Source organism: Bacillus cereus group sp. N12, from assembly GCF_016483575.1.
GTDB lineage: Bacteria > Bacillota > Bacilli > Bacillales > Bacillaceae_G > Bacillus_A > Bacillus_A toyonensis.
In genome coordinates this window covers 78,327-102,729 of the sequence record NZ_JAEHBO010000002.1, presented here as the reverse complement: position 1 = coordinate 102,729, position 24,403 = coordinate 78,327, and the positions used below count along the sequence as shown (strand labels likewise).

Genomic DNA, 24,403 nt, shown 5'->3' with positions numbered 1-24,403 from the left:
TCATAAGGAGATAGAGTGAAACTTTAATTAGTGGCGGTTTTATTCGTTCCCACTGATTATTAGCCCACACCAATCGAGCTTTTACAGACAACCCGGCTCCTACATAACTTCTTTACTCTAGCCGATTTTGAAATAGAAGTTTTACTGCCCGCAAATAGCGGGATAAGTAAGATAACAACGAAATCTATTTTCTCCATTTTTTGCTTTACTTGGGTTTAACTCATACTCATGCTCTTCTCATTTTGAAAGATACTATAGATACACCCAATTGAAAGAGAGGGATGTACATGCGAAGAAAGAGAAATCATCATTTTAAAAGTGGTGAAAAAAATGAAGAGTATGCAGCTGAAATATCTCCAGCCGGCATTCCAATTAGACATGAGCGCAAAGAAATTGCAAATGAAATAGAAGGTACAAATACCGGAGCAATGATAGGCTATGTCGCATTATTTCTTTCGTTATTCTCAATTGCTTTTTATCCAGTTACACTTGGTTCTCTTGCGATTTTAGTTGGTTTATTAGCTGTTAATTTCGGAGCAAGAACACTTGGATATACAGCAATTGGTTTTGGTAGTTTTTCTGTTTTATTTACTTTACTTTATCCGCTTGCTTTGTCAGCGTTTTAAAAAAACACACCAAGTTATACTTGGTGTGTTCATTCATGATACAACATAATATGACCGCATCCACAACAGTGCTTTGCTGTAATTTCTTGAAAGACCGGATAATTCTCTTCATCCCTATGTTCAATAAATACTTTTTCAAATCGATACATGTTTGGCGCATATGCCCAATCTTGTTTCGTACGAGCGTACAACGTTGAGGAAAAAAACTCCTCACCACCGCAAACGATGCATGTATTCTTCATCACTACCCCTCCTATGCTTGTCTTACTTCATCTATATGAACATAAGCATAAAAAAAAGACCTTCTATTACTAGAAAGTCTTTTCTGAAACAAAAAGAAATGTACCAAACATCCCTACTCCGCTATATTCTTTCGTAACACCAGCTTCTGTTTTAAACGTTTGCTTTACAGTCATAAAGAATACACCATTTCGTGCATCTGTACTTTCAAATTGTAGCTTTTCTTTTTTACCATCTACATTTTGTGTGCATTCAAAACTACTCTCATCACATTTCAACGCATACTTATCCTCTACATACGAATTAAAATCTGATTCTTTCGGACACGTAATAAGCAATATCGCCACGAGAATAATACTTACAATACCCACAATTGTATAATATTTCTTCATTTGTTCTCCTTTCAAATGACAAGAAAACTTGACTTCATGCGCCAAGTTTTCTTAGTCAACAACCCATTGCCACTCTTGTTCCTTCTTATCAAAAATGAGCCAACCTGTTTCTGTTGCTTCCTCTTTCAATTCATCGATATTATCTAGCACCTCATCCGTACTTTCATACGAACCAACTACATATACCGGAATTTCAAGACCTCTTCTTGACTCAATTTTCCCTGCTAAATCAATATAAAGACCATCTTCCATTAATGGAATAAGCCCCATAATCACTTCTTTTGAAATTGCTGGGAAAATTTTTGATTTTTGGAAGAAAGAAAAACGTTTCTTACCGAAAGCACCGAGTTTATAAGGAATGACTTTACTTAACATTCCAACAAAATCAGCAATTCTACGGTAATATACTTTGTTGTACCAACCGTCATCATGTGAAAAATAAACAAATCTATTTTTCAACAACGGAAAGAATGTTCTTGCAAGTGGTTCTTTTTTGTGAGCCAAATATAACAGTTCTGCAATTTCTTTTGGCTCTAATTCATCTAAATCGCTTGCATCATCAAAATCTACCCAACAAAATTCATCAAATTCATCAATCTCTGCTTGAATTAGCTTATGTATATTTTCTTCCTCAACATATTCAAATAAAGTATGATAATGAAAATCCGTCCATTCAAAGTTATGCTTCAAAAGCAACACTTGATGAAGCGGTGAAGGGATGTTACTTGCAAACTCTTTAAACGTAATTCCTGATGTAATAAAACAATGACCTCGACGATTACCATTAATATATATCATATTCTTTACTTGGTCAGATCCTCCAGACAAAGCACCTAGCCACCTTCGTTTTATATGTTTCAATTCTATAGCATATTTTAACATGAAAAATTTTAGAAACATAGAAAAAACTTCAAAAACTATTTACAATTTCATGTGTTTTATTACATAGTGATTACAAGAAAAAACGCCTGCTCATAAGCAGGCGTTTTTAAAGGATTTCATCTGGGTTTTGAGGATGATGATTTCCCTCTTTCTTTTCATCTTTTTGGAACATCGATTGAATTTTATCAATTGTTTGTGGAGCTAATTCAATCATTTTTTCTGCTAAATGTGTCGCATTTTGCAAATGAAGAATATTTACTCCATCTTTATTCACCACAAGAAATGCTACTGGTGTAATAGAAACACCACCCGCGCTACCGCCACCAAATGCAGGGTTACCGTTCGCTCTTTGTCCATCATTCGTTTGGAAATCAGAACCTCCTGCTCCAAAACCGAACGCTACTTTAGAAACCGTTAACACCACACCACCGTCAGCCGTTTGAACAGGCTCTCCAACAATCGTATTCACATCGACCATTTCTTTTAAATTTTCCATTGCTGCTTTCATTAACCCTTGAATTGGATGATCCACCGTTCATAACCTCCTTTGTCATATCTTTCCTAGTTTTTCCGAAAGTTTGTGAACTAAACATAAAATTTCATATTGATTTCAAAAAACTTAAGTTGTAATATTCAGAAAAACAAAAAAAGAGGTCGATTCGTTATGATGCGAAAATTAACAAAGAACGATCATGAACAAGTATTCGCTTACCTAAAAGAAGAAGCAGCCCTTAACTTGTTTATTATTGGAGATATTGAAGCTTTCGGTTATGACACAGATTTTCAAGAATTATGGGGAGTATTTAAAGAGAATGGGACATTAAAATCAATTTTGCTCCGATTCCACGATTCATTTATACCCTATAGTAAAGAAGACTTTGTTACCATTGATTATGAGGCACTTCTTTCCGCATATAAGCCGCTTAAACTCTCTGGCAAGTCAACTATTGTAGAAAGATTTGAAACTGCTCCAAGTCTACAATTAGGCTCCAAAAATGAAATGTATTTTTGCCAATGTCTAAATGAAAACAACTTACCTAGCACGCCAATTCATGAAACAATTAAACTTGCCTCACTCGATGATATAGAACGAATTATGAAATTACGAAGTGACATTGCTGAATTTCCGACTGCAAATGAATCTGAAAAAATGTTAAGGCAAGCTATCGATACAAATACAGGACGTACATATTATATTGAAAAAGACGGTGCAATCATCGCATCCGCCTCAACTTCCGCTGAAAATTCATTATCTCCCATGGTTAAACAGGCGAGTTGAAGCTACCGAGGTAGGACAAGCCTCACAAGGTGTTGCTGAATGGTTATCTATGACAGAAACAATATTCTCACAAGAGACCACTTTCTAGGTTACTCACAAGTAGCCTATGGAAGTGGTCTTTTTGTGCGTACTCAAGGAGGAAACTAAATGGCACTACTCAGATTTATGATAAAGGATTACCTAGAAGATAAAGAACTCAGTGGGCTAGCTCCTAGGACAATACAGAGCTACGGAGATACACTCAATGAGTTTTCTCACTGGCTCACTACCAAGAAGGAAATCATTAACATCGAGGATATTACTCCACAGGTTATAAAGAGCTACCTCCTCTACTGTTCCAAGGAGAGAGGAAACGCTGTAGTTACTCGTAATGGTAAGCTCCAGCACTTGAAGACATTCTTTAGGTACCTAGAGGATGAGGACGTTATAGAGATCCGTAGCAACCCCACTAACAAGATTAAGCCTGCTAAGACGGACAAGACAATCAAGGTGTACTCCGACGAACAGATAAAGCAGATGCTTAGATACTACAGGAGGATGCGCTCTCGAGAAAACACGTTGTATAGCTACCGAGGTCATACCGTGATAGTCGTCCTCGCTGGTACAGGCATAAGACTAGGCGAGCTAGTATCAATGAGGTGGGATTCTGTAGATCTACTCAATAAGACTATCACTATCTTTGGGAAGAATCGCAAGAGCCTGTCTACTCCGTTAACGGATAAGGTGGCTCGGGAGTTGTACGAGTGGAGATTATTCTGCGAGAAGTACTACATTAAGTTGCCTGCTCATGTGTTTAATGATCACAGAGGTAACCCACTCACAGTGAACGCTGTCAAGTTAATGTTCACCAGGTTATCAGTTCGTATGGGATTCAAAACTACAGCTCACATGTTTAGACATACCTATGCGAGTAACTGCTTGAGAGCTGGAATGGATATATACACCTTGAGTAAGCTGATGCATCACTCCCAGATAAGAACTACTGAGGTTTACCTACATGCTTTCGGTAACTCATTAGCTGAATCCAACGATAAGTATAACCCTCTCAATAGGTTCGACCTATAAGTATACACAAAAGAGCCCTGCTCTAGTTTGGCGGCCAGACAGGACTCTTTCACAAAATAACTATGGAGCTATTTGCTTATATTGTACTACCCTAAGATACACTCTGCAAGTAGCTCCTATTAAGGAGAATATACAATATGAAGGAACTACGAAAATATCAATCTTTTAATTCAATTACTGAGATGGACAATTCTATTAGTGTATACCTGTCAGTGTACAAACTTAAAGAGTCAGAACACACAGTACTATGGAAGCTTGCTTGTTACTCATGCAAATTCATAGGAGTCAGCTACCTCAAAGTAGACTCTTTAGCTGACCTCACCGGATACTCCAAACGCACTATACAGCGTGCTCTTAAGGGTTTATCTGAGTTAGGAATCATTACTCGTATCAACCAATTTAAGCCCGTTAAGGGCGGCTATAGTGCTTCAATAACAGTGATCAATCCCTATGAGAGTCACCTCGCTAAGTCACCTTGTGAGGAAGCTGTAGAACCTACTCCTGAGTGTCTTGAAGAGTCACCATCTCATACAGATACAATTACTTACAAAACTAAAATCTCTCAAGATAATACATACGTAGACGCGTTAGGCATAGACCACTTAGTAGCTGCTGGTGTTCCTATTGAGTTCGTTAACTCGGCTATCTCCTACTTCGATGCAACCAAAGTGTACAAGCTATGGAGTCGCGTTCAATTGGCTGCTCGAAAGTATGCACCCGATCTAGTTGATATTGTAGATGTGGCCGTCTCCGGGTTACGAGCTAGTGTACTTATTAGCAAGATGAAACATGTACGTGATTTCACTGGATATTTCTATGGCGTTCTGGCTCAGAAGCTATCTACTGCTCAGCGATCTCTTAAGTGCAAACTTTTCAACTTCCTTCAGTAGCATTACTGTAGGTAATAATCCCTCCTATCTGGTTGCTGTCCTAAAGCTCTTTAACACAGGAGGTATCTCTATTTAGCTATGCCCGATTGGTTACCAGAGTGGCATTGCATCTGGTTCTTGTACGATTATCCAATTTAGGATAGTCCTCGGTAGGTTGTATCTGCAGAGCAGGCAACTGATTAGGTATATGCTCGATGGAATACCATATGATGTAAAAATAACACCTCCATTTCCGAGTCGCCCACAAAACAACGCTCCAGATTACTCTGTACAAAGATTTATCAGCGTTCTCATTACGTTTCACCTGAACAAGTTATACCGTTTGTAGCGAGCTTGTACGAACTCTAGCGAGATTTCCACTTATGCAGGCTTTCTTAGGTAATCAAAAGAGGAAGCGGCTGACATAGTTGGTGGTAAGGATAAACAGTGTGGTAAAAAAGTAACCGAAAAAAGTTTCAGAAAAGTATTGACGGTTCTAGAACTTTTAATTAATATGTAATTAAGCCACTCAGGGAATGAGGTGAACATGGCAATTGGAAAGCAAGCAACAAAAGTTTTATGGTAAAGTCAAAGACTTCTATGAGCTGGAGTCCATCGAGGATGCAAAGAGATTTTATACAGCTTTTAATCAACTCAACAAGATCAACACTGTAGATAAAGCTAATAAGATCGATAAAATGTTAACTCGTATGTACGCCGGTAAGAAGTTAACTGACTAACCTAAAACTACACAAAACAAAATAGCCCTACTCGGTAGTTATACTTTGGCGAGTATACCGAACAAGGCTACGCAATTCAGTCGAACCTATAAGGCTCTTTCCTCCCTATGGTATCACGAGCAGGAATAGCTGTAAAGGTTCGACTTCACAGGAGGCGAATAAGTTGAAACTTAAAGACTGGGTTAAGTCAACCTTGGTAGCTGGCGGCAGCATAAGCTTTCTTTACGCAGTCGGTTACATCGTTTCACTCATGATTGTACACCTGTAAGCATTACCTATCTCGTGTAAACAAACAAAAACTAAAGGGAGAGATTTTTTATGACAACAAATACTATTCAACCAACTAATTTAGATATCGCTATGGAGGAGATCGATACTCTAGTATCCAACTTCCAAGACTCACTATCTCGCATTACTAATAAAGTTTGCACAGTAGATACATTCCAACTAGGCCTTACGTATGTAGTTATCTTACGAGCTGGCAAAATCTCTAAAACTCTTAGTTTTAATTTAAACGAAATAACTGAGGAATCAGCGAAATAAACTTCAAGGAATCAAAAGAATAACAATTCTAAAAAGTTTAAACAAACAATTAATTGGTTATACTATCTGTAGTAAGATTAACTCAAGAGTCTGAAGAACAAACCAACTTCTCACTCTTAAATATATAACCAAAGGGGAATGGGAGACTATGGAAAATAAACTGAAAGAGATGACTCCACTAGAAAATAGCATCAGAAATATACTTACACCTTACAAGTCATTAATTCACGTAGCATCAACAAAAGGTGGCAACACTATAACCGATAAGCCACTAAAAGAAGCTATTGCAAAACAAACTTACACGCTACTAAACAAGTTACCTGACCTACACGCTGAAACTAGCAACGAAACTTTAAAAGGTGCCATCTCCGAGGTACTAAATCAAACTACAACTGAGTTTACTTCAATAAATAAATTGATTGAAGAAGAAGCTACCAAGCTATTTGAGTACCCAAAATTCTTTCAAACAAAATCAGGGCAGGCTCTAGAACTATTTATCAATGAGTTCGAATCCTATTACACTAGTAAGCTCCAAGCTTTACAAAAAGAATTTGAAGCTCAACATAATAAATAAAACTAACAGCATAGCTACGAAGCTTGTTTCTTCTCAGTTCAAATTAATAAATAACTAATTTAGGAGCTTACCTACCAAGGTAGGCTCTTTCCATTTATTCTCCTTAGGGTTACCATTACAGTAATTGAAATTATAGTTTGTGCACTCGTTGAAACCAATCAGATAACTCTTGAACTTGCTTTTTATCTAACACAAACCCCCTTGCCATCCCCTTCGATTCAATTTCAATACCGAAATAACCATCTTTTAGAGGGCGAACTCTCAATAAATCTCCTCCACGATCAAACACTTCAGCCAGCTCTCCATTACTTAAGATCCCCCTAAACTCACGAGCTCTATCCCCTGAGAATACACAATGGACAAAGCTTCCATATTCATCATCTTTAAGTGTAAAGTACATTGAACCTAAGATAAGCTCTACTTTTAGAGTTTGATTTGAACTACCTTTATATTCGATCATAGGTATCATCTTATTACCACCTCTCATAAATGATTATAGAGTTGTCAAATGACAAAAGGAATACCCTATGCGAGATTGGTCTACTGGGGTAATACCTTGATATTACAAATGCGTATTTTCTGTGTAAGAATACATCTCACAGGCACACCCTCCCTTATAGACATAAAAAAAAATGAGACAACCTAAAGCGGCTATCTCATTGATATTCCTATTTTAAACAGTATCGGAAACAATAATATTAAACTCTGTAAACCAAACCATATAGATCCAGCTAACACTAGGTACATTAGAGCTATATACAAGTATAATCTCCACCTATGAGATCGACTCTCTAGATCTAATCTTCTTAGCGCTGACTTCCTCTGCGGTGCACTCATTAGCTTCTATCTTCCTTTCTGTTTATTATTGTGACTATCTAGATGACCTATAAGGCAGCCACCTCATGGATACAGATCTATCCTCGGACTTCATATAAGGAACTCAGCAGCACTATACATGCCAGCTTCTCGCTCCTTCGAATATCTGTAAGTGTTTATTAGCTTCATAGTATTCCTTTGTTACTCTCTTAGTCTTAACCTCTTCGAGTTCGCCACCTGCAGAGGTGATTGCCTCCTCAGTGTACTTCTTGATTAGCCGCTTGAACCTCATTTGTGCTATGATAGGTTCCCCCTCCATAGGTAAACACTGTTGCGTAGTAAATTCTTGTCCGTTATCTAGGTAGGTTATATTTACTTGGTAGTAGTTCATATTAGTTTCTCCCCCTCTTCTGCATGTTTAACTCTCTTTTACCTTCCTCTGTGAGAGCGTGTCTTTTGTATTCGAACTCACTAACCTCTCTGGAAGTCACGCTGATTAGTTCTCCTTTAGTAATTGCCATTGCTTTTTCGTAAGCCTTTCTAGTTGTCTCTGTATATACTGCCATTGCTTTTTGTACATCATCCTCAACATCAAACCAATAGTTAGCCTCGAATAGATCACCGTTCTGTTCGTAACATGATACTACTACAAAGTAATTTCTTACCTGTCATCTCTCCCTTTGTTTATTCCACTAGGAAACTTAGAGGTAGAACGAGCTACCTCATTAGTTATCCTGCGGGGTGTACCTTAAAGCTTTCTGATTGACTGCTGAAGGCCTCCATAGTCGAATCTTGATCCAATCTGTGCAGTATTTACTACCTCACGAGATACTTGGTTGATACTAGCTTTCAAGTCCTCTCCATTGATATCTACCTCGCCTTTGTGAATATGCTCTACTACTATTTTGCTACGCCCTCCAGTGAACGCTTCTAAGCCTGTGCCTGCTAAGGCAACATCAGCTTGATTAGCAACTCCTCCGAAGGCTCTACCCATAGATCGCTCCATAGCTCCTACCTGAGTTAATGCTGCGTTGTACCAAGTAGGGAAGAATGCTTCACCTGATTTGTCTAAGTCTGATAGAGGGCCTTTCTTCGCAGGGGAGAATGGTAAGTAAGCTCGGATGTTTGACATACCTCTAGAGACCGCCGAGACAGCGTCTCCAAAGCCTGATGTGATACCATTAACGAACGATCCTAACAGTCCTTTACCAGAGTTGTAGAACGTTCTAAAGAATCCGGTGAACTGGCTCACCATACTATTGATTCCACTACTAACTTTGTATACCGCATCGTTAAACCCGTTAGCTATTCCTTCTTTGAATCCGTTCATCATATTAGTAGCGGCTCTTCCCATCGAGCTAACTTTATCCTCCGCAGCTCTAACCATATCGTTAAACTTCTGTTTAGTGTCATTTACCATCTGGTTAAGCTTGTTAACTGCATCAGTTTTCATCTGCTCGTATTTCTGGATAGCTTTATTTTTCATTTCTTCAGCCTTATTAGAAGCATCTGTCTTCATTTGCTCCCACTTCTGAGCTGCGTCAATTACTAGGTTAACAATCTTCTGTACAGCTTCCCTCTTAAGTTCCTCGTATTTCTGAGTTACTTTGTCTTTCATCTCCTGAGCTTTAGCTTTAGCATCCTCGACCGTTTGATTCCATTTTTGCTTAGTCTCAGCCCACCACTGTTTAGCTCCAGCAACCATATCGTCATAAGCTTTGATAATCTTAGCTTTTCCGTCGTCCCACTGTTTTTCCACCACAGCCCACATCTGCTTGCAGAACTTAACAACCTCATCCCAGTTTTTATAGAGCAGGACACCTGCAGCGATTAACCCTACAATGAGAGCAACTATCCAAGTTATTGGGTTAGCCCACAGAGCAGCGTTGAATAGTAACATTGCAGTTCTACATAAAGTTAAGACTGCTTGAGAGTTCTTAAGGAACGTAATTAAGTTTTTCAATGAACCTACTACACTACTGATTATCCCTACGAGAGCGGAAATCCCCATGAACGCTTTAAAGCCTACCCACACTGCTGCTATTATAGGTATTAACCAATTAGCGTTATCTGCTACGAGCTTAATAGCTGCTGACACTAGACCTAAAACGGTATCTAAAGCACCCGACTCTCTCGCCCACTGTAAGAAGTCTGCTGTTAATTGTAAGACTTGCAACGATACAGGATATAACGCTTGGACAATATCCCACAGAGTTAACACTAATTGCCCGATTAGATTCATAATGACAGGGGTACTTTCCTGTACTTGCTTAACGAAGTTCTGAAAAGCTGAATTACTCTGTAGACCAGCAGCCCACTTGGCGAACTTATCAGTCAAACTAACCATGCCATCTCCTAGTCGCATCCCTAGTGGAGTGAAGGCTATCATGATATCCCCTAATCCTTTAAGGATGTTACCTGCCGATATCATTACCTTTTCAAACATAGGTACTGCAAATGTGTTCATATGCTCGAAGAACTTATCAGCTTTCCCTTGAGTAATTCCTTCATTCATTTTGCCAATCATATTAGAAAAGGACTGTCCAACCCCTTGGAAGGCAGGGAACAATTTAGTCATAGTCAAACGGAGGAAATCTGTGGAGTTGGCTACGAGGCTTAACGTAGTAGGAGCCATCTTGTTTTCCATATCTCGCCAAGCATCACTAAGTTGGTTGATAGCTACTACAGCTTTCTTTTCCTCCTCGGTTAGATCTTCCATGATAGCCTGCACGAAGGCCATCTGCTTAGCGTATCCTTTAGTGTCCCCAGCGATCAAAGCTGCATTAGCCTTGAGCTGGGCTTCTTCCAGTTGTTTGGCGGTCTCCACAGTCTTTCCTATCGTGGTATACGCCAGTGCTCCAAATCCTGCGGCAGCTACCCCAGCAGTACCGAATAGGGAAGCAATAGCACCTAGCCCACCTAACAGAGCAGGAGTCATTGCAGAAGCACCTATCGTGATACCGCCAATAATAGCTTGCATCTTTCTAGCCTCTGCTGAGGTGTTCCTGAAAGTATTACTAGCTCTGTCTTGAGCTTGTATCATAATATCTATGACTGAAGCCATTTAGTTTCACGTCCTTTTAGTTATGAAAACGCACCAAATAGCCTACCTGCAAAGTAGGCTAGAGAGTTGTCGTCCTCACTAGTTATTAATTATCAAACAACTGATTGTAGATATTTACGTTAGATGGATTACCAGCATTCTCCTTAGACTTACGGAACTTACGAGATAACCCTAAATCGTCTAACAGTTTGACAGCCCGATTCTCAAAGTCAACCATACTAACTTTCTCGTTAACCGCATACTTCATAGATGTACCATTCTTTCTCCAACTCTTAATGAAGTTAATGAGAGCTAGGTCTAACTTGGTAATGTCTAGTGGGTCTAAGTCGTAATTCTCCTTGTACCACTCTAGGTTGTCGCTATACCAATTCTTTTCATCCTCGGTTAAGTTAGCTAGGAAATCCTTTTGGTACAATCCATGAATAGGTGCTCGTCCTTTTTCTAGGTTTTCTTTCATCTTATTTTTTCCCTCCTCAGTTTTAGCTCCTGTAGATTTCCCTCCATGCCAGTTACAGCGGAGGTTAATCTCATTAGATGGCTTAGTAGTACATACCTTGTTCTTCATGATCGCTCCACAGATACTCGTTTCCTTCTGTAGCTTCTCCTTGATAGCTGCCATCTCCTCAGATTCTCTGTTGAGGTCACCACTCATGAGCCTGTCTCTTATCTCATTGGTATACTCCCTCAATCCTTCTGGAAGAGGTTTAAGTTGCGAAGGTAATCTACCCATATTACAACCTCCTGTGTCCTAAGCCTAAGCTAGACATGTACTCTTTGTAGTACTTCTCGTCCTCTGTAGTCATCTTGATAGCTGATTGCTTACCATTGATTGACTCCATGTAGGACTGATAGTACTCTTCATCTTGTCTAGCCTGCTCTAGTTTGATCTTATTCTTTTCCACTTGAGCTAGCATTGTAGCTCGTTGTTGCATCTTACGTTGAAACTCGATAGCCTTCTTGTAGAGTTCTTGCTTACGTGGGGATAATGTTACCTGCTCGTTGAACATCTGAGCGCTTTTCAATTGGGGGAATGCTACAATCGATACCTCTCGTAGTCTTGTAGGGTTACCTATGGAGTCAGTGTAAAAGGAGATTGAAACCTTTTTAGCTAGCTTGTTAGCTACTCTCTTCTTGATGTCCTCCTCTACGATTCTTAGTTTTCCCATTAGCTTGTTGCCTTTGACAGTTACGCTCTCCAGGAAACCCACGGTGTCCCTGACAGAGGTTGAATGGTCTAGTTGGACCGGTACGCTCTCCTCGTGGTTAAATGATTCAGCAAGCGCCTGTAAGTCTGACTCTGTGTAGTTCCTACCCCTGTGTGTACCTGTGGAGAATAACTCTGCGTCTTTGATTAGGTCGCCCTGTGAGTCTGCCGAAAAGGACTCTACTAGTTGACCACTCTCTTTAAACTGTTGTATCTTCATGTGTACCTCCTTCGATTCAGTTGTTATAGTAAAAGCCACCCTCTGAGTGGTGACTGTCTAGCCTTCATATAGATGTCTGGTGGAGTCAATCTACTGGGTTACCGCTCTCCACCCCTATGAGCTTCAGCAAGCAAGTAACCCAAGTATTCAACTCTATATGGTTATCCTTCTCGATTAGATACGAGATAGGTTGTTTAATGTTTGTGCTTGGAGCTTAATGTCATGCTTATCAAATACTCCCTTGATAGCTTCCTGTATTTCTTTGCGAATTGCCATCGCTTGTGTTTCCCCCTCAGCAAGATCCTCTTGTCCTAACTTAGCAAGGAAATTCCAATCTTCAGTATGAGGAGCAATCCAGTTAGGGCTTTGTGGGTCTCTCTCTTCGAGTGAACCTAGTCCGTATTCCATACCTAAATCCATATGTCGTTCATTTTCTACAGCTAACTGGAATGTGTAATCCTCAATATTAAACGCTCTGTTGAATCCCCAAGTAACATATCTGTCTCGTTCGATTTTAATGTTATGCTTACGAGCTACTTCACCACGAGAGCGATACATTTCTTGCACTGCTGCTTGCTTCTTGGAACTAACCTCTGATAGCTTTTCTTGTGTAAACTCGATCTGTTTAGCAAGTGTTTCTAACTTAGCTTGCGCCTTCTTTTGAGAAGCTAAGGCAGTCTTATCTGTCTCGTCAATAATCAAGCTAGCTTCCACGATTAGTAAAGCTTGTCCTACTTTAGCGTGTCCTGCTTGTGCCTCTGATAGTTGACCTTGTAGTTCGTTCTCTTGAGCTTGTAACTTGTCGATTTCCTTCTGTGCTACCTCGATAGTTTTTACCTTTGTGTTACCTGCGAATAAGTTTCTTAATGAGTTCATCATAATAATCTCTCCTTTGGGTTATGGTTTAGTTTGGGAATTATATAGAGTCGGCTCGGGGTGGGTGAGCCTAGTGAAGCAATTGGGTAGGGGTTACTGCTCGATGATACCTAGTAGTTTAGCTATCTCTTTCTTTCCTGTCTCACTGATAAGCAATTGTAGTCGTTTCTTTTCGAGTGCCTTGTAATTAATCATTCCTTGTTCCCTCATGTAGTTGTACTTGGCAGTGTGCAAGTAGTCACCTTTTTTGCTCATGAAGACTATCTTATTCTGTAGTAACATCTTGTTGAGCATCTGTGCGGATCTGATACCGAGCGCCTTAGCTGTATCTGTCACTGTAGCATAGCCCCCAATAGACAACACTTTGTCGTGGTATTCGATAGCAGGCGCCTGCTCGTCTAGCTGTGCTTGTAGTTGCTCTGTAGCTTCCACCTGCTCGACTAACTTGAGTAGTGCTTCTTTGTAGGTAGTCGGTAGAGCTGGTTGCTGTATAGCTTTTTCCATCTCATGGAACCTGTCAATGTAGGCTACTGTGAAGAGGATTCCCTTCTCGCCTGTCATCTTGTTAGCTACTAGCTCACATCCCTTACGAGTAAGAAGGAACTTCCTTCTTGGTTCACCTTTGAGATCTAAGTAAGTTGCTTTCTGGAAATAATCTAACGCCCCCAAATTCGGGTTGGTTAAAAATATATCCATGTAGTTGTCGATATCTCTTAGTAGGTGATCATGTCGTTTACCTGTCATGTTTGCGACCTCTAAGCTATCAATGAAGTTTACCTCTTGGTTGTTTATCTGTAAGTTATTTTTCATTTTCTCCAGCTCCTTTTAGTTATTTACTAGCTTGCCTTTTTCGTAATATGACAACTTCGATAAAGGCAAGCTATCTCTCTCATAAACTGAGAAGTTCTCTCCAGCATCCCCTCAATGTTATAAATCGTGACGTGGATTTCACCAATGTCACCCTTGATAGTAACCTCTCCAGCAACGTCCTCAATCCCGCCAACCCACTCAAAAGTATCTACAAAGTGAATGCTCTTCTTCTCAATAGTATCTCTCATATCCACTCCATAGTAATAGGTGTTAGCGTGAATACCTCGTGTGATATGCAAGTACCCTTTCTCTTGTAGCTCTTCTACGTGGCGTTTTACCGTTCTCAAGGATAAACCAGTTAGCTGCGCTAAGTCGTCATACGTGATAGTTGTTCCTACAGTGACTAGTGAGCGGATAGCCTCAAAAGTTTCAGCTACCTTGTCCTTAACAGTGAGGTCGCTGAATAGTTCTTCTGTCTCATGTAGCTCTTTTCTATTTAGATTTTCATTCTCTGGCCCCTCTCCTACTTGAGATAAAAACTCTTTGTATTGACCCTCAGTAGATAACCCAATGTAACCTTTTTCGTTTCTCCACTCTAAGTATTTATCCCAAGTGTTATCCATTATTCTTCCTCCTCCAGTTTACTTTTACGTTCGTTGTATTGCTCCCTTTAGTACTATCGAGCTTTTATTATTTCGTTAATATCTTTGATGTTTAACGCTTGAGCAATTCGGCTGATACTACCTAGAGTAGCTGTCTGGTTTCTCTTGATACGAGTCAGGTTAGGTCTTTCAATGCCTGTCCATCTGGATAGATCAGCTAATGTGATTCGGTGCTTCTGTAGTAAACCTTCTAAGTCAACATAGTGTTCCATTTCTTTTCCTCCTCATAGGTTATTTTATATGTGGTGATTCTTTGTAGTTGTCTTGGTTATAATATTCCTCCAGATACCCTTTGAGTAAAAAGGGAGCCAGTTCGGCTTGTCACCGAGCTGGCTAATATAACTGGAGAGTTATCAATGAATAATGAGCAACGCTTTAGAGGGTGCGGTAAAGAGCTACTCCTCGCAAGCCACCACTTCAAAGGGGGAAGAAATGACTTTATAGCAATAACCCTTATTAACCCCTACACTACATAGTAGCTATACCGTATATCAATTTGCTTTCCTATAGATATAGTACCTATCCTGTGCTAGATTACCACCTCATTAATTGCTTCATATATATAGTAGTACTTTGTTGCTAATAATCTCGTATAAAAAAGTTAACTTGATGTGATGCAATACCGTATTTCGTATAAATTAGTACAAGTGTGAGCTATGTCTGTTTTTCTTCCTCCACTAATAAAGTAGAGTTATACCCCTTATTAATTCCTATACTATGTAGTAGCGCATCCGTTACCTTTGTTACTTCCTCATATATAGTACGCTTTGAGCAACTACCTCTTGTTTACCTTCTCGTATATATATACATGTTTTACTTCCTCTATAGATATAGTAGTTATAGGTGGACTACTTCTTTTGCTCCCTATATATACTGTACTTCTTGTGTGACAGTATCTGTTTTTTCTTCTATAATATAGTAGCGATAAGGTAGTCCCCTTTTCCCTATATATAGTAGTTAGAAAGTACTACGCTCTTTTAGGTGGTTCACTAATATAGTAGCAATCTGGAGGGGTATCCCTCATTAGCCCTACACTGTTGTTTGAGAATGGTAAACTATCAGTGTAGGGAAAAGAAGGCAAGTTTGAGTAATCTATTCCTTTTTGTATTAGATCTAACAAGCTGCCAACTCGGGGGGATAATGTGGTGTTAATTTGTAGATAATTAGTCCAAACAGAGGCACGAAAAAACTGAGGAGCTATCCTTCGATAGCCGAGAAATTACGAAGATGACCGTGTAAAATGACTATAAAGTTATTTAATTTTAAAATCTAAAACACGTATAACCCCGCCTTAAAATCAGAACGGGGTTAAAATATATAGTTGTTTGATTTTTGATGTGAAATACTTCACCTCACTTAAACATAAAATTAGACCCTTCTATATTCGTTTATCTTCTCGTATAAAAAACATTTGGCACAACACTTTTTTAGAACGGTAAATCATCAGGGTCTATTTCTACTTTTACCTTAGACAATCTCATATCTATATTATCTAACACTATTTTTTGTTTATAAGACTCCAATCGTTGTAACAATTGATAAAAATTAACAACGATTGAAAGTGGGATATCAACTGCAGTTCTATACCTATAAGCATTATCGACAAAACAACTAATTAATTTACTATTGTCTTGAATATACGTTTCCAGAGAGCTATTTCGAATAAGAGTAGATAAGTGATTCATTATTATATTAGGGTCACTTACTGGCTCGTATCTATCTGTATGGCTTAATACATGTTTCGAAAGTATTTCTGCAAAATCCCTATATAGACCCTTTTCCTCCTCTGTAAAGTTTATTGCCAATATACCTTGGGAAATATCAAATGAAATGTCCCGAAACGACATATATCTTTCACGAGGATCTAAACGAATCATTTTATCAATAATATAGTTAAATTTAAAATTAGCAAGACCCTCACCAATAATATTACTGAACAATTTTCCAACAAAATAGATCTCACTTTGATGGTTATATATCCCTTCCTCAGCCGTTTCCTTTGGTAATTGCGTTACCGGCCAGTTCAAGAGAACACTCCTACCCTCCCGATCTTGTCCTACTAATTTTTTGCCAAAACCAAAATCAATAACCTTAACATTTTCATGTTTATCTATCAAAATATTCGCTGCACGAATATCCCTATGTAATATATTCTTAGACTCTAGATACACAAATGCTGATATAGTCTCAGTAAAAATCTCCCCCCAACCTTTCCCAAATAAAGGTTGAAAATCAGCAATTGAAACCCCATCAATATATTCCATTTGAAGATAGCCTAGTTTACTTTCAGGATACAAATAATAGTTATAAACCCTTACAATATTAGGGTGGGATATTGTAAATAAAATTTTAATTTCATCAACAAACCGTTCATAATACTCATTAATATAGTTAGTGTCTTTAGGTACATACTTTTTAAATGCAAAAAACATATCAGTAGTTTCATCTTTAAAGAGATGTGTATCTCCAGTACCCCCTTGACCAAGTGACTCAATATGTATAAATTGCTTTACTCTATCAAATTTAGCTACAGTACCTGGTTTGACCATTTATCTACACTCCCATTTTAACTATTTTTGTATTATTTTAACATAAATACCTCCTTCTATATAAATAAAACAAGTAAAAATAGTAGTTTAATTTAGTTAATCACATTCTCCATCCTATTTGATATCGACCTCTACTTTCAATCTTGTACAATAGTACCACCTGTTTAGCTATTAACTTACAGTACTGCATTAGTACTTCATAGATCCCGTCCTCAGTAGGTCTTTCTAAAAGTGCTCATTTTTGGCACTCTGTACCTTTTTAGCCACCTCAAAAACACCTGTAATCCTTGGTATCACTAGCTTTTGCTAGGGGCCGGCACTATTCGGCTAGCTCTACGTACATACACTAAGTAGTTAAACCTATGGAGAATAAACCTAGTAGTTAACCCTAATTAGTCCATCTCAGTTTTAAAATATAAAGGTCTACTGAGGAAGGACTCTAGGAGTAATACTTTAAAGATTTACCTATCTCGGTAACGAGAAGAAAAGACTTTAAAGTATTACCTCTAGAGAATAATCTATTAGGCTATCTCACTATAGATATTTGTTTTAAATATTTTAAATACCTATAACCTAGAGAAAGATAAACTAAAAGAGGGATACCTATAGAGAAATACTTTAAAGATTTAAACTCTATAGGTATAGCTCTTTTGGCTTTCTCATATAGTTATTGTTTTAAGTTCATTTAAAATTCAATACTGAGGAAGGAGATCTATATAGGTATTCTCTTAAGTTCTTTTATCTTTTCTTAAGAGGTTATTCTATATAGGTATCCCTAATTAGGTTATTCTCTAGATTTCTTTTATTTCTTCCTCTAGGAATTATTCTAATTGGTTAACTATCAGATATATCTTTAAAGCTAAATTCATTAGTTAAGTTGCAATAGTGTATTCATGAGACAGCAAACTAATAGAGAACACTGTACGAGTAATCTGTTAGAGCTGGTACTTGTAAGGAACTTATAGAGTACGTCCAATAAGCGATATTAATAGGACAACCATGAGAACGAATAGAATAAACCAAGGGGGATGTTATATGGTTAAACACTTTGGATTAGGAGCCTTATTTATAAGTATCGGCTTATTAGCAGCCTGCTCACAGGAAGAAGAAGTTGCGACGAAGGTACCATTTGAGGACTACAAGCCATCTCAGGGGTACATAAACGAGGGAGAGTTTGAAGCACTTGAAGATGATATGACTCGTGAGGAAGTAGCTCAGTTGATTGGCGGTGTAGGTGAACTCTACAAAGAGGAGGACTACATAGAAACTATAATTTACAAAGGGGAAGGAAATATAGATTTTGCTATGCTGCGATTTGAATATGGCAAATTGGATTTGTGGAACAAACACGATAAAGAATAATTACTTTATAGATATTTAGATATAAGGAGTTAGACTGAAGAGGTCCACTCCTTTATTACATTCTTAAAGATAACTTTTCTTACCTACCCATGAGATACGCTATACAACTGTAACCTTAAGTGCAATAACTATTTAATCCCTTGTCTAACCTGTTCTTGATTAGTAAATGGCTTTATCAGTAGTAAACTAAACGATAACCCACACAATACTAGTCCATTTACATATGACTTGGTAATTGAGCTATAGAAATTTCCTTCTAAGGTATGAGATCTATCTCGTTTACTTTCAAACTCAGAGTTATCAAATGTATCACCTAGAGCTGGCAGATTTGTAGCAACTGCTCGTTTTAGTCTTGTATGCAATTCCATCTCGGGGGCAATCCCGTAAGTTTTAATCTCGATAGCTGTATGTTCCTCGATATTTAACAACTGAGTACGAACCTCTTTGGCTACCTTGGAGTCACGTAATAGCATCCCTACTCTGAGTATAGCCCTCTTAGGGAATAGTGATAATGAAGGTGTAAACTTACCGATTCCATACTCTTCAAGGTTATACTCATTTTTGAGTGAAACCTTTAAATCTCTTGTTTTGATAATGTAGTACCCATCCTTTGTGATTTCTTCTTTGTTTCTTAGCACTAAGTTGTCTACGGCTTTCTTGTTTACTCCATAAAAATCAGCTACTTGTTGGGCTGTTGCTACTTCTATTTCAGGTAATAATAATAGATCCTTCACCCTCTCCAACACTTCCACTCGTTCAACTAAACTGTCACGCTTTTCCTTTTGGTCAATCACCTCGAAAGTTACTTTTACATTATTCATTAATATTCCCCCTTTTGGTTTATTTCAATTATATGCTATCTCATCCAATAAACCAATATAATCCATATATTCTAAATATAGGTATCACCTAGGTAATACTGAGGAGATATGTTCTCGTAGATCTAATAAACTCTCTTTACTTCTACACTGCCCGGAAATCTCTAGGGTATCAATTTTACAGATTAAAAATTTTATAAAACATGGAGCTGGCGATCTCTCAATAAAGTTGGCTTATTGAGAGGTTAACTAAGGAAGACGAGCTTTAGAGTTTTATTTTCTGAGGTGTATTCACGGGTAGCGCCTGAGGAGGTTCAATGCTGGGAGGAAACTTTTTAAATTTACTACCTAGGTGGAAACTCTAAGGATACTGTCTCACTGGTAACTAGTTGGGAGCCGATTTTCCTATATGATTTCTACGACGTTTGGCAACTACCGTACGTATGACATACCCCTACGGTTATAAAAGTAGGGCACCCCTACCTAGGTGTACGCTAAGGAGGCTGACTACTGCTGGGCCATACCTGAGGAGGCAGGACTATCTATATAGCGTACCCGTAGCCAACTCATCGGCACACACAAAGGCATACTAACGAGCGGTACACATAGCATACACTAATACAGTGATCACTAAGGTATACACAGTGAGAACGGATGCTATATGCCCTTCTCGATAGGCACGGCACTGTAGAGGTAGGCGCATAGCACTAGCCATATAACTACCTACTCATACAGAGCCTACGAGAGGCTAGTCTATATAGAGCTATCTCTGTGGGTACAGTATCGTAAGTAAGAATAAACAAAGGACTTACGAGGCAGGACTTATCTGCTCCCTCTGTAGGTGATCGTTAGAGTTCAGCTGTCTAGTTGTAACCAAAGCAATTACTTCCTATAGCATTAATTATGTAAACTAACCGATAGTAAGTAGAGGGTATCTAATGAGCTGGGATGCGTTGGTATAACTACGTTGTCTGTCTCACAAGTAGTTGCTGCATAAAAGACTGTATAGGTGTTACTGTATAAGTTAGCGTATAAAGATGAATATTCTAACAGGTAATATGCAGGTTATAATCTTACAGGTACTTCTATTAAGCCATTTCTATCCAGAAATATTTATGCATTCACTGTTTGGTATAGGTTTGATGAGGTAGCACAATTGGAGTAGTACCTTACAGGGTATACTCTAAGGAGGGTTTGCCTTCTCAGGTACGACTTTTATAACTTTAAAGTTCCTATGTTGATGTACTGAAAAGTGACCCCATCGAGGTGGGGGTTTTACCTCTCAAGGTAATTACGTAGACGATCTAAACATCCTCTCCTCTCAGTATCTGCCTCGTAATTGCCTACTGTAGAGCAATACTATAGAGTATCAACCTATAAATTCAATGGTTAATAGGTTTCAACTAAGGTAAAACAATGTAACTGTTCTTTATGAGCAAGCTATTTTCTTATTCAAATCATCCTCAATTATTATAAATATCCGTTTTATACATTTAAGTAAACCTTGCGCAATCTCTAGTAATCTTTTAGATGGCGTATATTTAGTTACCATTGATTCAGTTCCATTTGAGTGCTTTACTTTTTGATTCCACTTCTCATACGGTGGTTGATTATGTACTATATCATTCCTCACTTTAGAGGCTTCTTGAAACTCTCTCGCTCCTCTAATTCTCTCTAATTTATTATATAATTCTCTATCTATTAACTTAATCTGAGACATTGCATTATGAAAGCTTTTATTAATTCTTATAAGCTTTCTCTCCTTTTTCCTCTCAGTTTTCAATCCAAAGCATGCAAATAACAAATGAGCTAACAAATCTAAAGCAGTGAAACCTTTTTGAAATACGCTATCAATATTCTGATCAAAGTGAATCTTATTTGTCCAATCTTCATCCGTAAGGTTATTTAAGAATAGATATTCTCCATCTGAAATACCTCGATTTGAATAATATAAAAGATATGCATAACCCAAGTTTAACTGAAAGATTCTTTTGTTTAACGAGCTAGCAAGCTCAATTGTAAAAATCTGATGGTCTAATTTATCAAACCAAAAAAGTTCTTTGTTATTCCAATTAAATGAATCACTCTGAATTTTATAATTGTAAAGTGGGCTTTCTTGTAGTAATGGTAGCATCTCTTCTTTAGTCGGAAATTCAAACAAATCAATTTTAATAGCCATGTTTCTCCTCCTTACTTATTACTAGTTTATACCAATATTCCAAGTCTGTTAATAAGACTTCATGAAAACACTCTCTAAGTTTCTTCCTCATAATTACTTATAAATCGAATTATTACGTCTAACAATATGGCTTAAGAGCCTTACCTCCCCAGCTTATCAACAGAGTGTCAACTACTTACTAAGGCACTAACTCCATAGAAAAACACTGCTTAGTTTCAAACAGTGTTTAGGTGATACCTATTTACTTTCTTCCCCCTGAGCTGGAGCCTTTGGAGAAATCCCATTAATCTTTAAAGCTAGCTCAATAAGTGCATCTTCTCTCTTGTCCTCATTCTGTATCTTAGATACTAAGAAATTACTAAAATAGAAATGATGAGTGTTTACAAATCGATTATGGAACTCTGTTAGTGATTTGACAGCCTCAGAATGCATCTTTAAGTAAATTACAGCAATAAAGTTAGAAAGTATAGCTCCTATCGCACCTACTGAGGCTACAATTATCTTATTTTCTAGCTCGTTGGAACTGTTAGCAATTAAGAAATACAAAGTAACTCCAATTATTGCAAAACCAATTAATATACATACTATACCAACAACAAATATCCAAGAGCTTTGTTTTAAGTTTTCATCATAGTATCTCTTCAATTCAAGATGGTGATGCTTAAAAAGCTTCTCCGATCTCTCTTCCAATGATGAATGAGAAATACTTAATAAATCTAGCTCATTCTCTATCTCCTGAAGTTCAGTTATATACTCATTTGATGAAAGTCTCAAAGGAGCTAGAAAATTAACGATACTAACCACTAACATTCCTCCTGCTATTAAACCTAAAATAGCCTCTGTATATCTTCCTAAAACACTATCTTTAATCATTCCTCCTGAATAATACAAAAAAGCTAAAAGAAGAAAAGTATTTACGGTACCCAAAAATAGATATGTCTTAATTAGACTCTTCCTACTAGCAATCTTTTGTTGCAGTTCCTTTTTTCTTTCTTCAAGCAATGATTTACGTTCTGATAACAAAGTATTTATCTTGAATTTCTCCTTTCATTTATATATCTATCTATTATAACACGTCCTAACTCAACAGACGATATTTTCCAGTTCTAAATCCCCCGAGTTAGAACACCTCACAAGTTCAAACTGAATAGTTATTGACTCACAAGTCTGTAACCTCTATAATTTTCCTAAACGAATAACTAAAAGAGTGGTCACTCATAGATAACACCTCACCAGGCTTAACATCCGCCTCAACTTCCGCTGAAAATTCATTATCTCCCATGGTTGTTGGCGTATGTACGCATCCGAACTACCGCGGCAATGGATATGCTTCGCTTATATTGCAAAAAATGATTCAAGACTTTACGAAAGAAGGCCGAACACTTTGTTTGTTTTATAACAATCCAGCAGCTGGACGTATTTATAAACGACTAGGGTTTAAAGATATTGGAATGTGGATGATGTACCGATAATAAGGGCTACTCTATATACGGAAATAGTTGTCACTTAGCAATAAAAGCAAATTATACAAAAATTTCATACCGTTATTAAGAAGATGGAGAAACTACTTGTGAAGCGATGACTCTAACTAAAATATGTTATGTATTTAAACTAAATTTGGATAGATAAACGTCCCCAATTGTTACATATAGTCTAGCAATTGGGGCTGCATTTTTATGCTCTAATTCTCTCCAATACAACTAGAAATAATTATTAAACATTCACCACACTAATCTCTCTAAATATTCCATCATGATACAATTAGAAGTAATTGCATCACCTAAAACCTCCTCAACTTTCGGTCTTTCATTCACTTACTTAATCATTTATTATTTTCATATTTCTTTTTACAATTTACATACTCTTTCGTAGCTTCTTGATTATTATCTTTTTCACTACTAAAATACACATATATTTGCTGACTATGTGTTAACATTTTACCTTCATCATTTTTCTTCTCATATTCAATTGAAATTGTTAATTCTGTTATTTGCATTGGGTGTTTTTCATTGTCTATTGAATCGTTAAAGTTAAGTACAATTGATGCATTTTCAAATTTATTATATTGCAATTTTAATTTATCATTAATTATTTCTTGAAATTGTGCTTCTGTTAAAGTAAATCCAACTGAATTTGGTTCATTAAATTTTTTTCTATTACCATCTGCTTTCAGTTTTAAATTCCCTACACCTTGTAATCTATTAAATATCAATTTCACAGGAGAAATATCTAAATTTGAATCCGAACCTTGAACTTTTCCGTTTTTATACATAAAGTTGGTATTATATTTTTCTTCTTCTTTATAATTAATATCCTTATGCCTATCCTTTATATCTTTTGTTTTACTTGTTATTTTTTGAGACGTTATTCCATATAACAATTTTTCTTTCAAATTATATATACCTTCAGTTGTTTGATATAGCGTATTATAATGGTTTTCATCAACATTTGTTTCTATAGTAAAATCAACAATCCGCTCTTTCACATAAGCATATCCATCATCACTCGCAGACATAGCCTTTCTCATATCCCCTTCATCCAAAGCTTTGACAAACGGCTCATAATCTATCTTTTTTTCACCAAAACTACACGCACCTAATAGAATCATTACTACCATCATAATAATTATTTTA

The 24,403-nt window shown here is 37.5% G+C and carries 26 protein-coding genes and 2 pseudogenes; 9 read left to right on the top strand and 19 right to left on the bottom strand.

Going from position 1 to position 24,403, the window contains the following annotated elements; translation table 11 throughout:
* Positions 1-287: 287 nt before the first annotated feature.
* Positions 288-626, top strand: a complete 339-nt coding sequence (locus tag JDS92_RS01595) for a hypothetical protein (protein ID WP_001253195.1) — start codon at positions 288-290, stop codon at positions 624-626.
* A 29-nt stretch (positions 627-655) separates the two neighbouring features.
* Here the strand turns inward: JDS92_RS01595 and JDS92_RS01590 are convergent, their stop codons facing one another.
* The 4 genes from JDS92_RS01590 to ytfJ form a co-directional block, all read right to left on the bottom strand.
* On the bottom strand, positions 656-868 hold the full coding sequence (locus JDS92_RS01590) for a hypothetical protein (protein WP_000798747.1): 213 nt from the start codon (positions 866-868) through the stop codon (positions 656-658).
* Positions 869-937: 69 nt separating this feature from the next.
* Complete coding sequence (locus JDS92_RS01585) at positions 938-1,258, bottom strand: hypothetical protein (RefSeq protein ID WP_000761187.1); 321 nt, start codon at positions 1,256-1,258, stop codon at positions 938-940.
* A gap of 51 nt (positions 1,259-1,309) precedes the next feature.
* A complete protein-coding gene (locus JDS92_RS01580; RefSeq protein ID WP_000014090.1) occupies positions 1,310-2,086 on the bottom strand; it encodes an oxalate:formate antiporter in 777 nt (258 codons plus the stop codon).
* 160 nt (positions 2,087-2,246) lie between these two features.
* On the bottom strand, positions 2,247-2,672 hold the full coding sequence (gene ytfJ, locus JDS92_RS01575; protein ID WP_000349987.1) for a GerW family sporulation protein: 426 nt from the start codon (positions 2,670-2,672) through the stop codon (positions 2,247-2,249).
* A 132-nt stretch (positions 2,673-2,804) separates the two neighbouring features.
* On the opposite strand from ytfJ, the pseudogene JDS92_RS01570 reads away from it, so the two are divergent.
* From JDS92_RS01570 to JDS92_RS01545, 6 genes and pseudogenes are all read left to right on the top strand, one after another.
* A pseudogene (locus JDS92_RS01570) lies at positions 2,805-3,404 on the top strand (GNAT family N-acetyltransferase); the annotation flags it as partial.
* Between the two features lie 162 nt (positions 3,405-3,566).
* Positions 3,567-4,484, top strand: coding sequence for a tyrosine-type recombinase/integrase (locus JDS92_RS01565; RefSeq protein WP_199631413.1), 918 nt, complete (start codon positions 3,567-3,569; stop codon positions 4,482-4,484).
* A 137-nt stretch (positions 4,485-4,621) separates the two neighbouring features.
* Complete coding sequence (locus JDS92_RS01560; protein WP_199631412.1) at positions 4,622-5,374, top strand: helix-turn-helix domain-containing protein; 753 nt, start codon at positions 4,622-4,624, stop codon at positions 5,372-5,374.
* Positions 5,375-5,907: 533 nt separating this feature from the next.
* Positions 5,908-6,093: a hypothetical protein gene (locus JDS92_RS01555; protein ID WP_000444252.1), complete on the top strand. Its 186-nt coding sequence runs from the start codon at positions 5,908-5,910 to the stop codon at positions 6,091-6,093.
* Between the two features lie 318 nt (positions 6,094-6,411).
* Entirely contained in the window at positions 6,412-6,636 is a 225-nt protein-coding gene (locus tag JDS92_RS01550; protein ID WP_199631411.1) for a hypothetical protein, read from the top strand.
* A 148-nt stretch (positions 6,637-6,784) separates the two neighbouring features.
* Positions 6,785-7,210, top strand: coding sequence for a hypothetical protein (locus JDS92_RS01545; protein WP_199631410.1), 426 nt, complete (start codon positions 6,785-6,787; stop codon positions 7,208-7,210).
* A 130-nt stretch (positions 7,211-7,340) separates the two neighbouring features.
* On the opposite strand, the gene JDS92_RS01540 is transcribed toward JDS92_RS01545, so the two are convergent.
* From JDS92_RS01540 to JDS92_RS01490, 11 genes are all read right to left on the bottom strand, one after another.
* Positions 7,341-7,679, bottom strand: coding sequence for a hypothetical protein (locus tag JDS92_RS01540; RefSeq protein WP_199631409.1), 339 nt, complete (start codon positions 7,677-7,679; stop codon positions 7,341-7,343).
* A gap of 480 nt (positions 7,680-8,159) precedes the next feature.
* Entirely contained in the window at positions 8,160-8,417 is a 258-nt protein-coding gene (locus JDS92_RS01535) for a hypothetical protein (RefSeq protein WP_199631408.1), read from the bottom strand.
* Position 8,418: 1 nt separating this feature from the next.
* Positions 8,419-8,592, bottom strand: coding sequence for a hypothetical protein (locus tag JDS92_RS30755; RefSeq protein WP_242475979.1), 174 nt, complete (start codon positions 8,590-8,592; stop codon positions 8,419-8,421).
* A gap of 182 nt (positions 8,593-8,774) precedes the next feature.
* On the bottom strand, positions 8,775-11,090 hold the full coding sequence (locus tag JDS92_RS01525; protein ID WP_199631407.1) for an apolipoprotein A1/A4/E family protein: 2,316 nt from the start codon (positions 11,088-11,090) through the stop codon (positions 8,775-8,777).
* A gap of 85 nt (positions 11,091-11,175) precedes the next feature.
* On the bottom strand, positions 11,176-11,820 hold the full coding sequence (locus JDS92_RS01520) for an HGGxSTG domain-containing protein (protein ID WP_199631406.1): 645 nt from the start codon (positions 11,818-11,820) through the stop codon (positions 11,176-11,178).
* A 1-nt stretch (position 11,821) separates the two neighbouring features.
* Positions 11,822-12,514 carry a hypothetical protein gene (locus JDS92_RS01515; protein ID WP_199631405.1) on the bottom strand — a complete coding sequence of 231 codons (693 nt, stop codon included), beginning with the start codon at positions 12,512-12,514 and terminating at the stop codon, positions 11,822-11,824.
* Between the two features lie 174 nt (positions 12,515-12,688).
* The gene (locus tag JDS92_RS01510) at positions 12,689-13,393 is read right to left on the bottom strand and encodes a hypothetical protein (protein WP_199631404.1); all 705 of its coding nucleotides are present in this window, start codon (positions 13,391-13,393) and stop codon (positions 12,689-12,691) included.
* Between the two features lie 90 nt (positions 13,394-13,483).
* Positions 13,484-14,200, bottom strand: coding sequence for a Rha family transcriptional regulator (locus JDS92_RS01505; protein WP_199631403.1), 717 nt, complete (start codon positions 14,198-14,200; stop codon positions 13,484-13,486).
* A 26-nt stretch (positions 14,201-14,226) separates the two neighbouring features.
* Positions 14,227-14,823 (bottom strand): winged helix-turn-helix domain-containing protein, encoded by a 597-nt coding sequence (locus tag JDS92_RS01500; RefSeq protein ID WP_199631402.1) that lies wholly within the window; start codon positions 14,821-14,823, stop codon positions 14,227-14,229.
* 53 nt (positions 14,824-14,876) lie between these two features.
* Positions 14,877-15,074, bottom strand: coding sequence for a helix-turn-helix domain-containing protein (locus tag JDS92_RS01495; protein ID WP_098909992.1), 198 nt, complete (start codon positions 15,072-15,074; stop codon positions 14,877-14,879).
* A gap of 1,215 nt (positions 15,075-16,289) precedes the next feature.
* Positions 16,290-17,411: a protein kinase family protein gene (locus JDS92_RS01490; protein WP_199631401.1), complete on the bottom strand. Its 1,122-nt coding sequence runs from the start codon at positions 17,409-17,411 to the stop codon at positions 16,290-16,292.
* A gap of 1,035 nt (positions 17,412-18,446) precedes the next feature.
* On the opposite strand from JDS92_RS01490, the gene JDS92_RS01485 reads away from it, so the two are divergent.
* Positions 18,447-18,773: a hypothetical protein gene (locus JDS92_RS01485; RefSeq protein ID WP_242475978.1), complete on the top strand. Its 327-nt coding sequence runs from the start codon at positions 18,447-18,449 to the stop codon at positions 18,771-18,773.
* 128 nt (positions 18,774-18,901) lie between these two features.
* Here the strand turns inward: JDS92_RS01485 and JDS92_RS01480 are convergent, their stop codons facing one another.
* The 3 genes from JDS92_RS01480 to JDS92_RS01470 all read right to left on the bottom strand — a co-directional run bounded on the left by JDS92_RS01480 (position 18,902) and on the right by JDS92_RS01470 (position 22,793).
* Entirely contained in the window at positions 18,902-19,594 is a 693-nt protein-coding gene (locus JDS92_RS01480; RefSeq protein ID WP_199631399.1) for a hypothetical protein, read from the bottom strand.
* Between the two features lie 1,426 nt (positions 19,595-21,020).
* Positions 21,021-21,770: a Cthe_2314 family HEPN domain-containing protein gene (locus JDS92_RS01475; protein WP_064473613.1), complete on the bottom strand. Its 750-nt coding sequence runs from the start codon at positions 21,768-21,770 to the stop codon at positions 21,021-21,023.
* Between the two features lie 237 nt (positions 21,771-22,007).
* Positions 22,008-22,793, bottom strand: coding sequence for a TRADD-N-associated membrane domain-containing protein (locus JDS92_RS01470; protein ID WP_242475977.1), 786 nt, complete (start codon positions 22,791-22,793; stop codon positions 22,008-22,010).
* A gap of 215 nt (positions 22,794-23,008) precedes the next feature.
* On the opposite strand from JDS92_RS01470, the pseudogene JDS92_RS01465 reads away from it, so the two are divergent.
* A pseudogene (locus JDS92_RS01465) lies at positions 23,009-23,242 on the top strand (GNAT family N-acetyltransferase); the annotation flags it as partial.
* A 350-nt stretch (positions 23,243-23,592) separates the two neighbouring features.
* Here JDS92_RS01465 and JDS92_RS01460 read toward each other — a convergent pair.
* Positions 23,593-24,390, bottom strand: coding sequence for a DUF3952 domain-containing protein (locus JDS92_RS01460; protein ID WP_098710803.1), 798 nt, complete (start codon positions 24,388-24,390; stop codon positions 23,593-23,595).
* Positions 24,391-24,403: the final 13 nt, after the last annotated feature.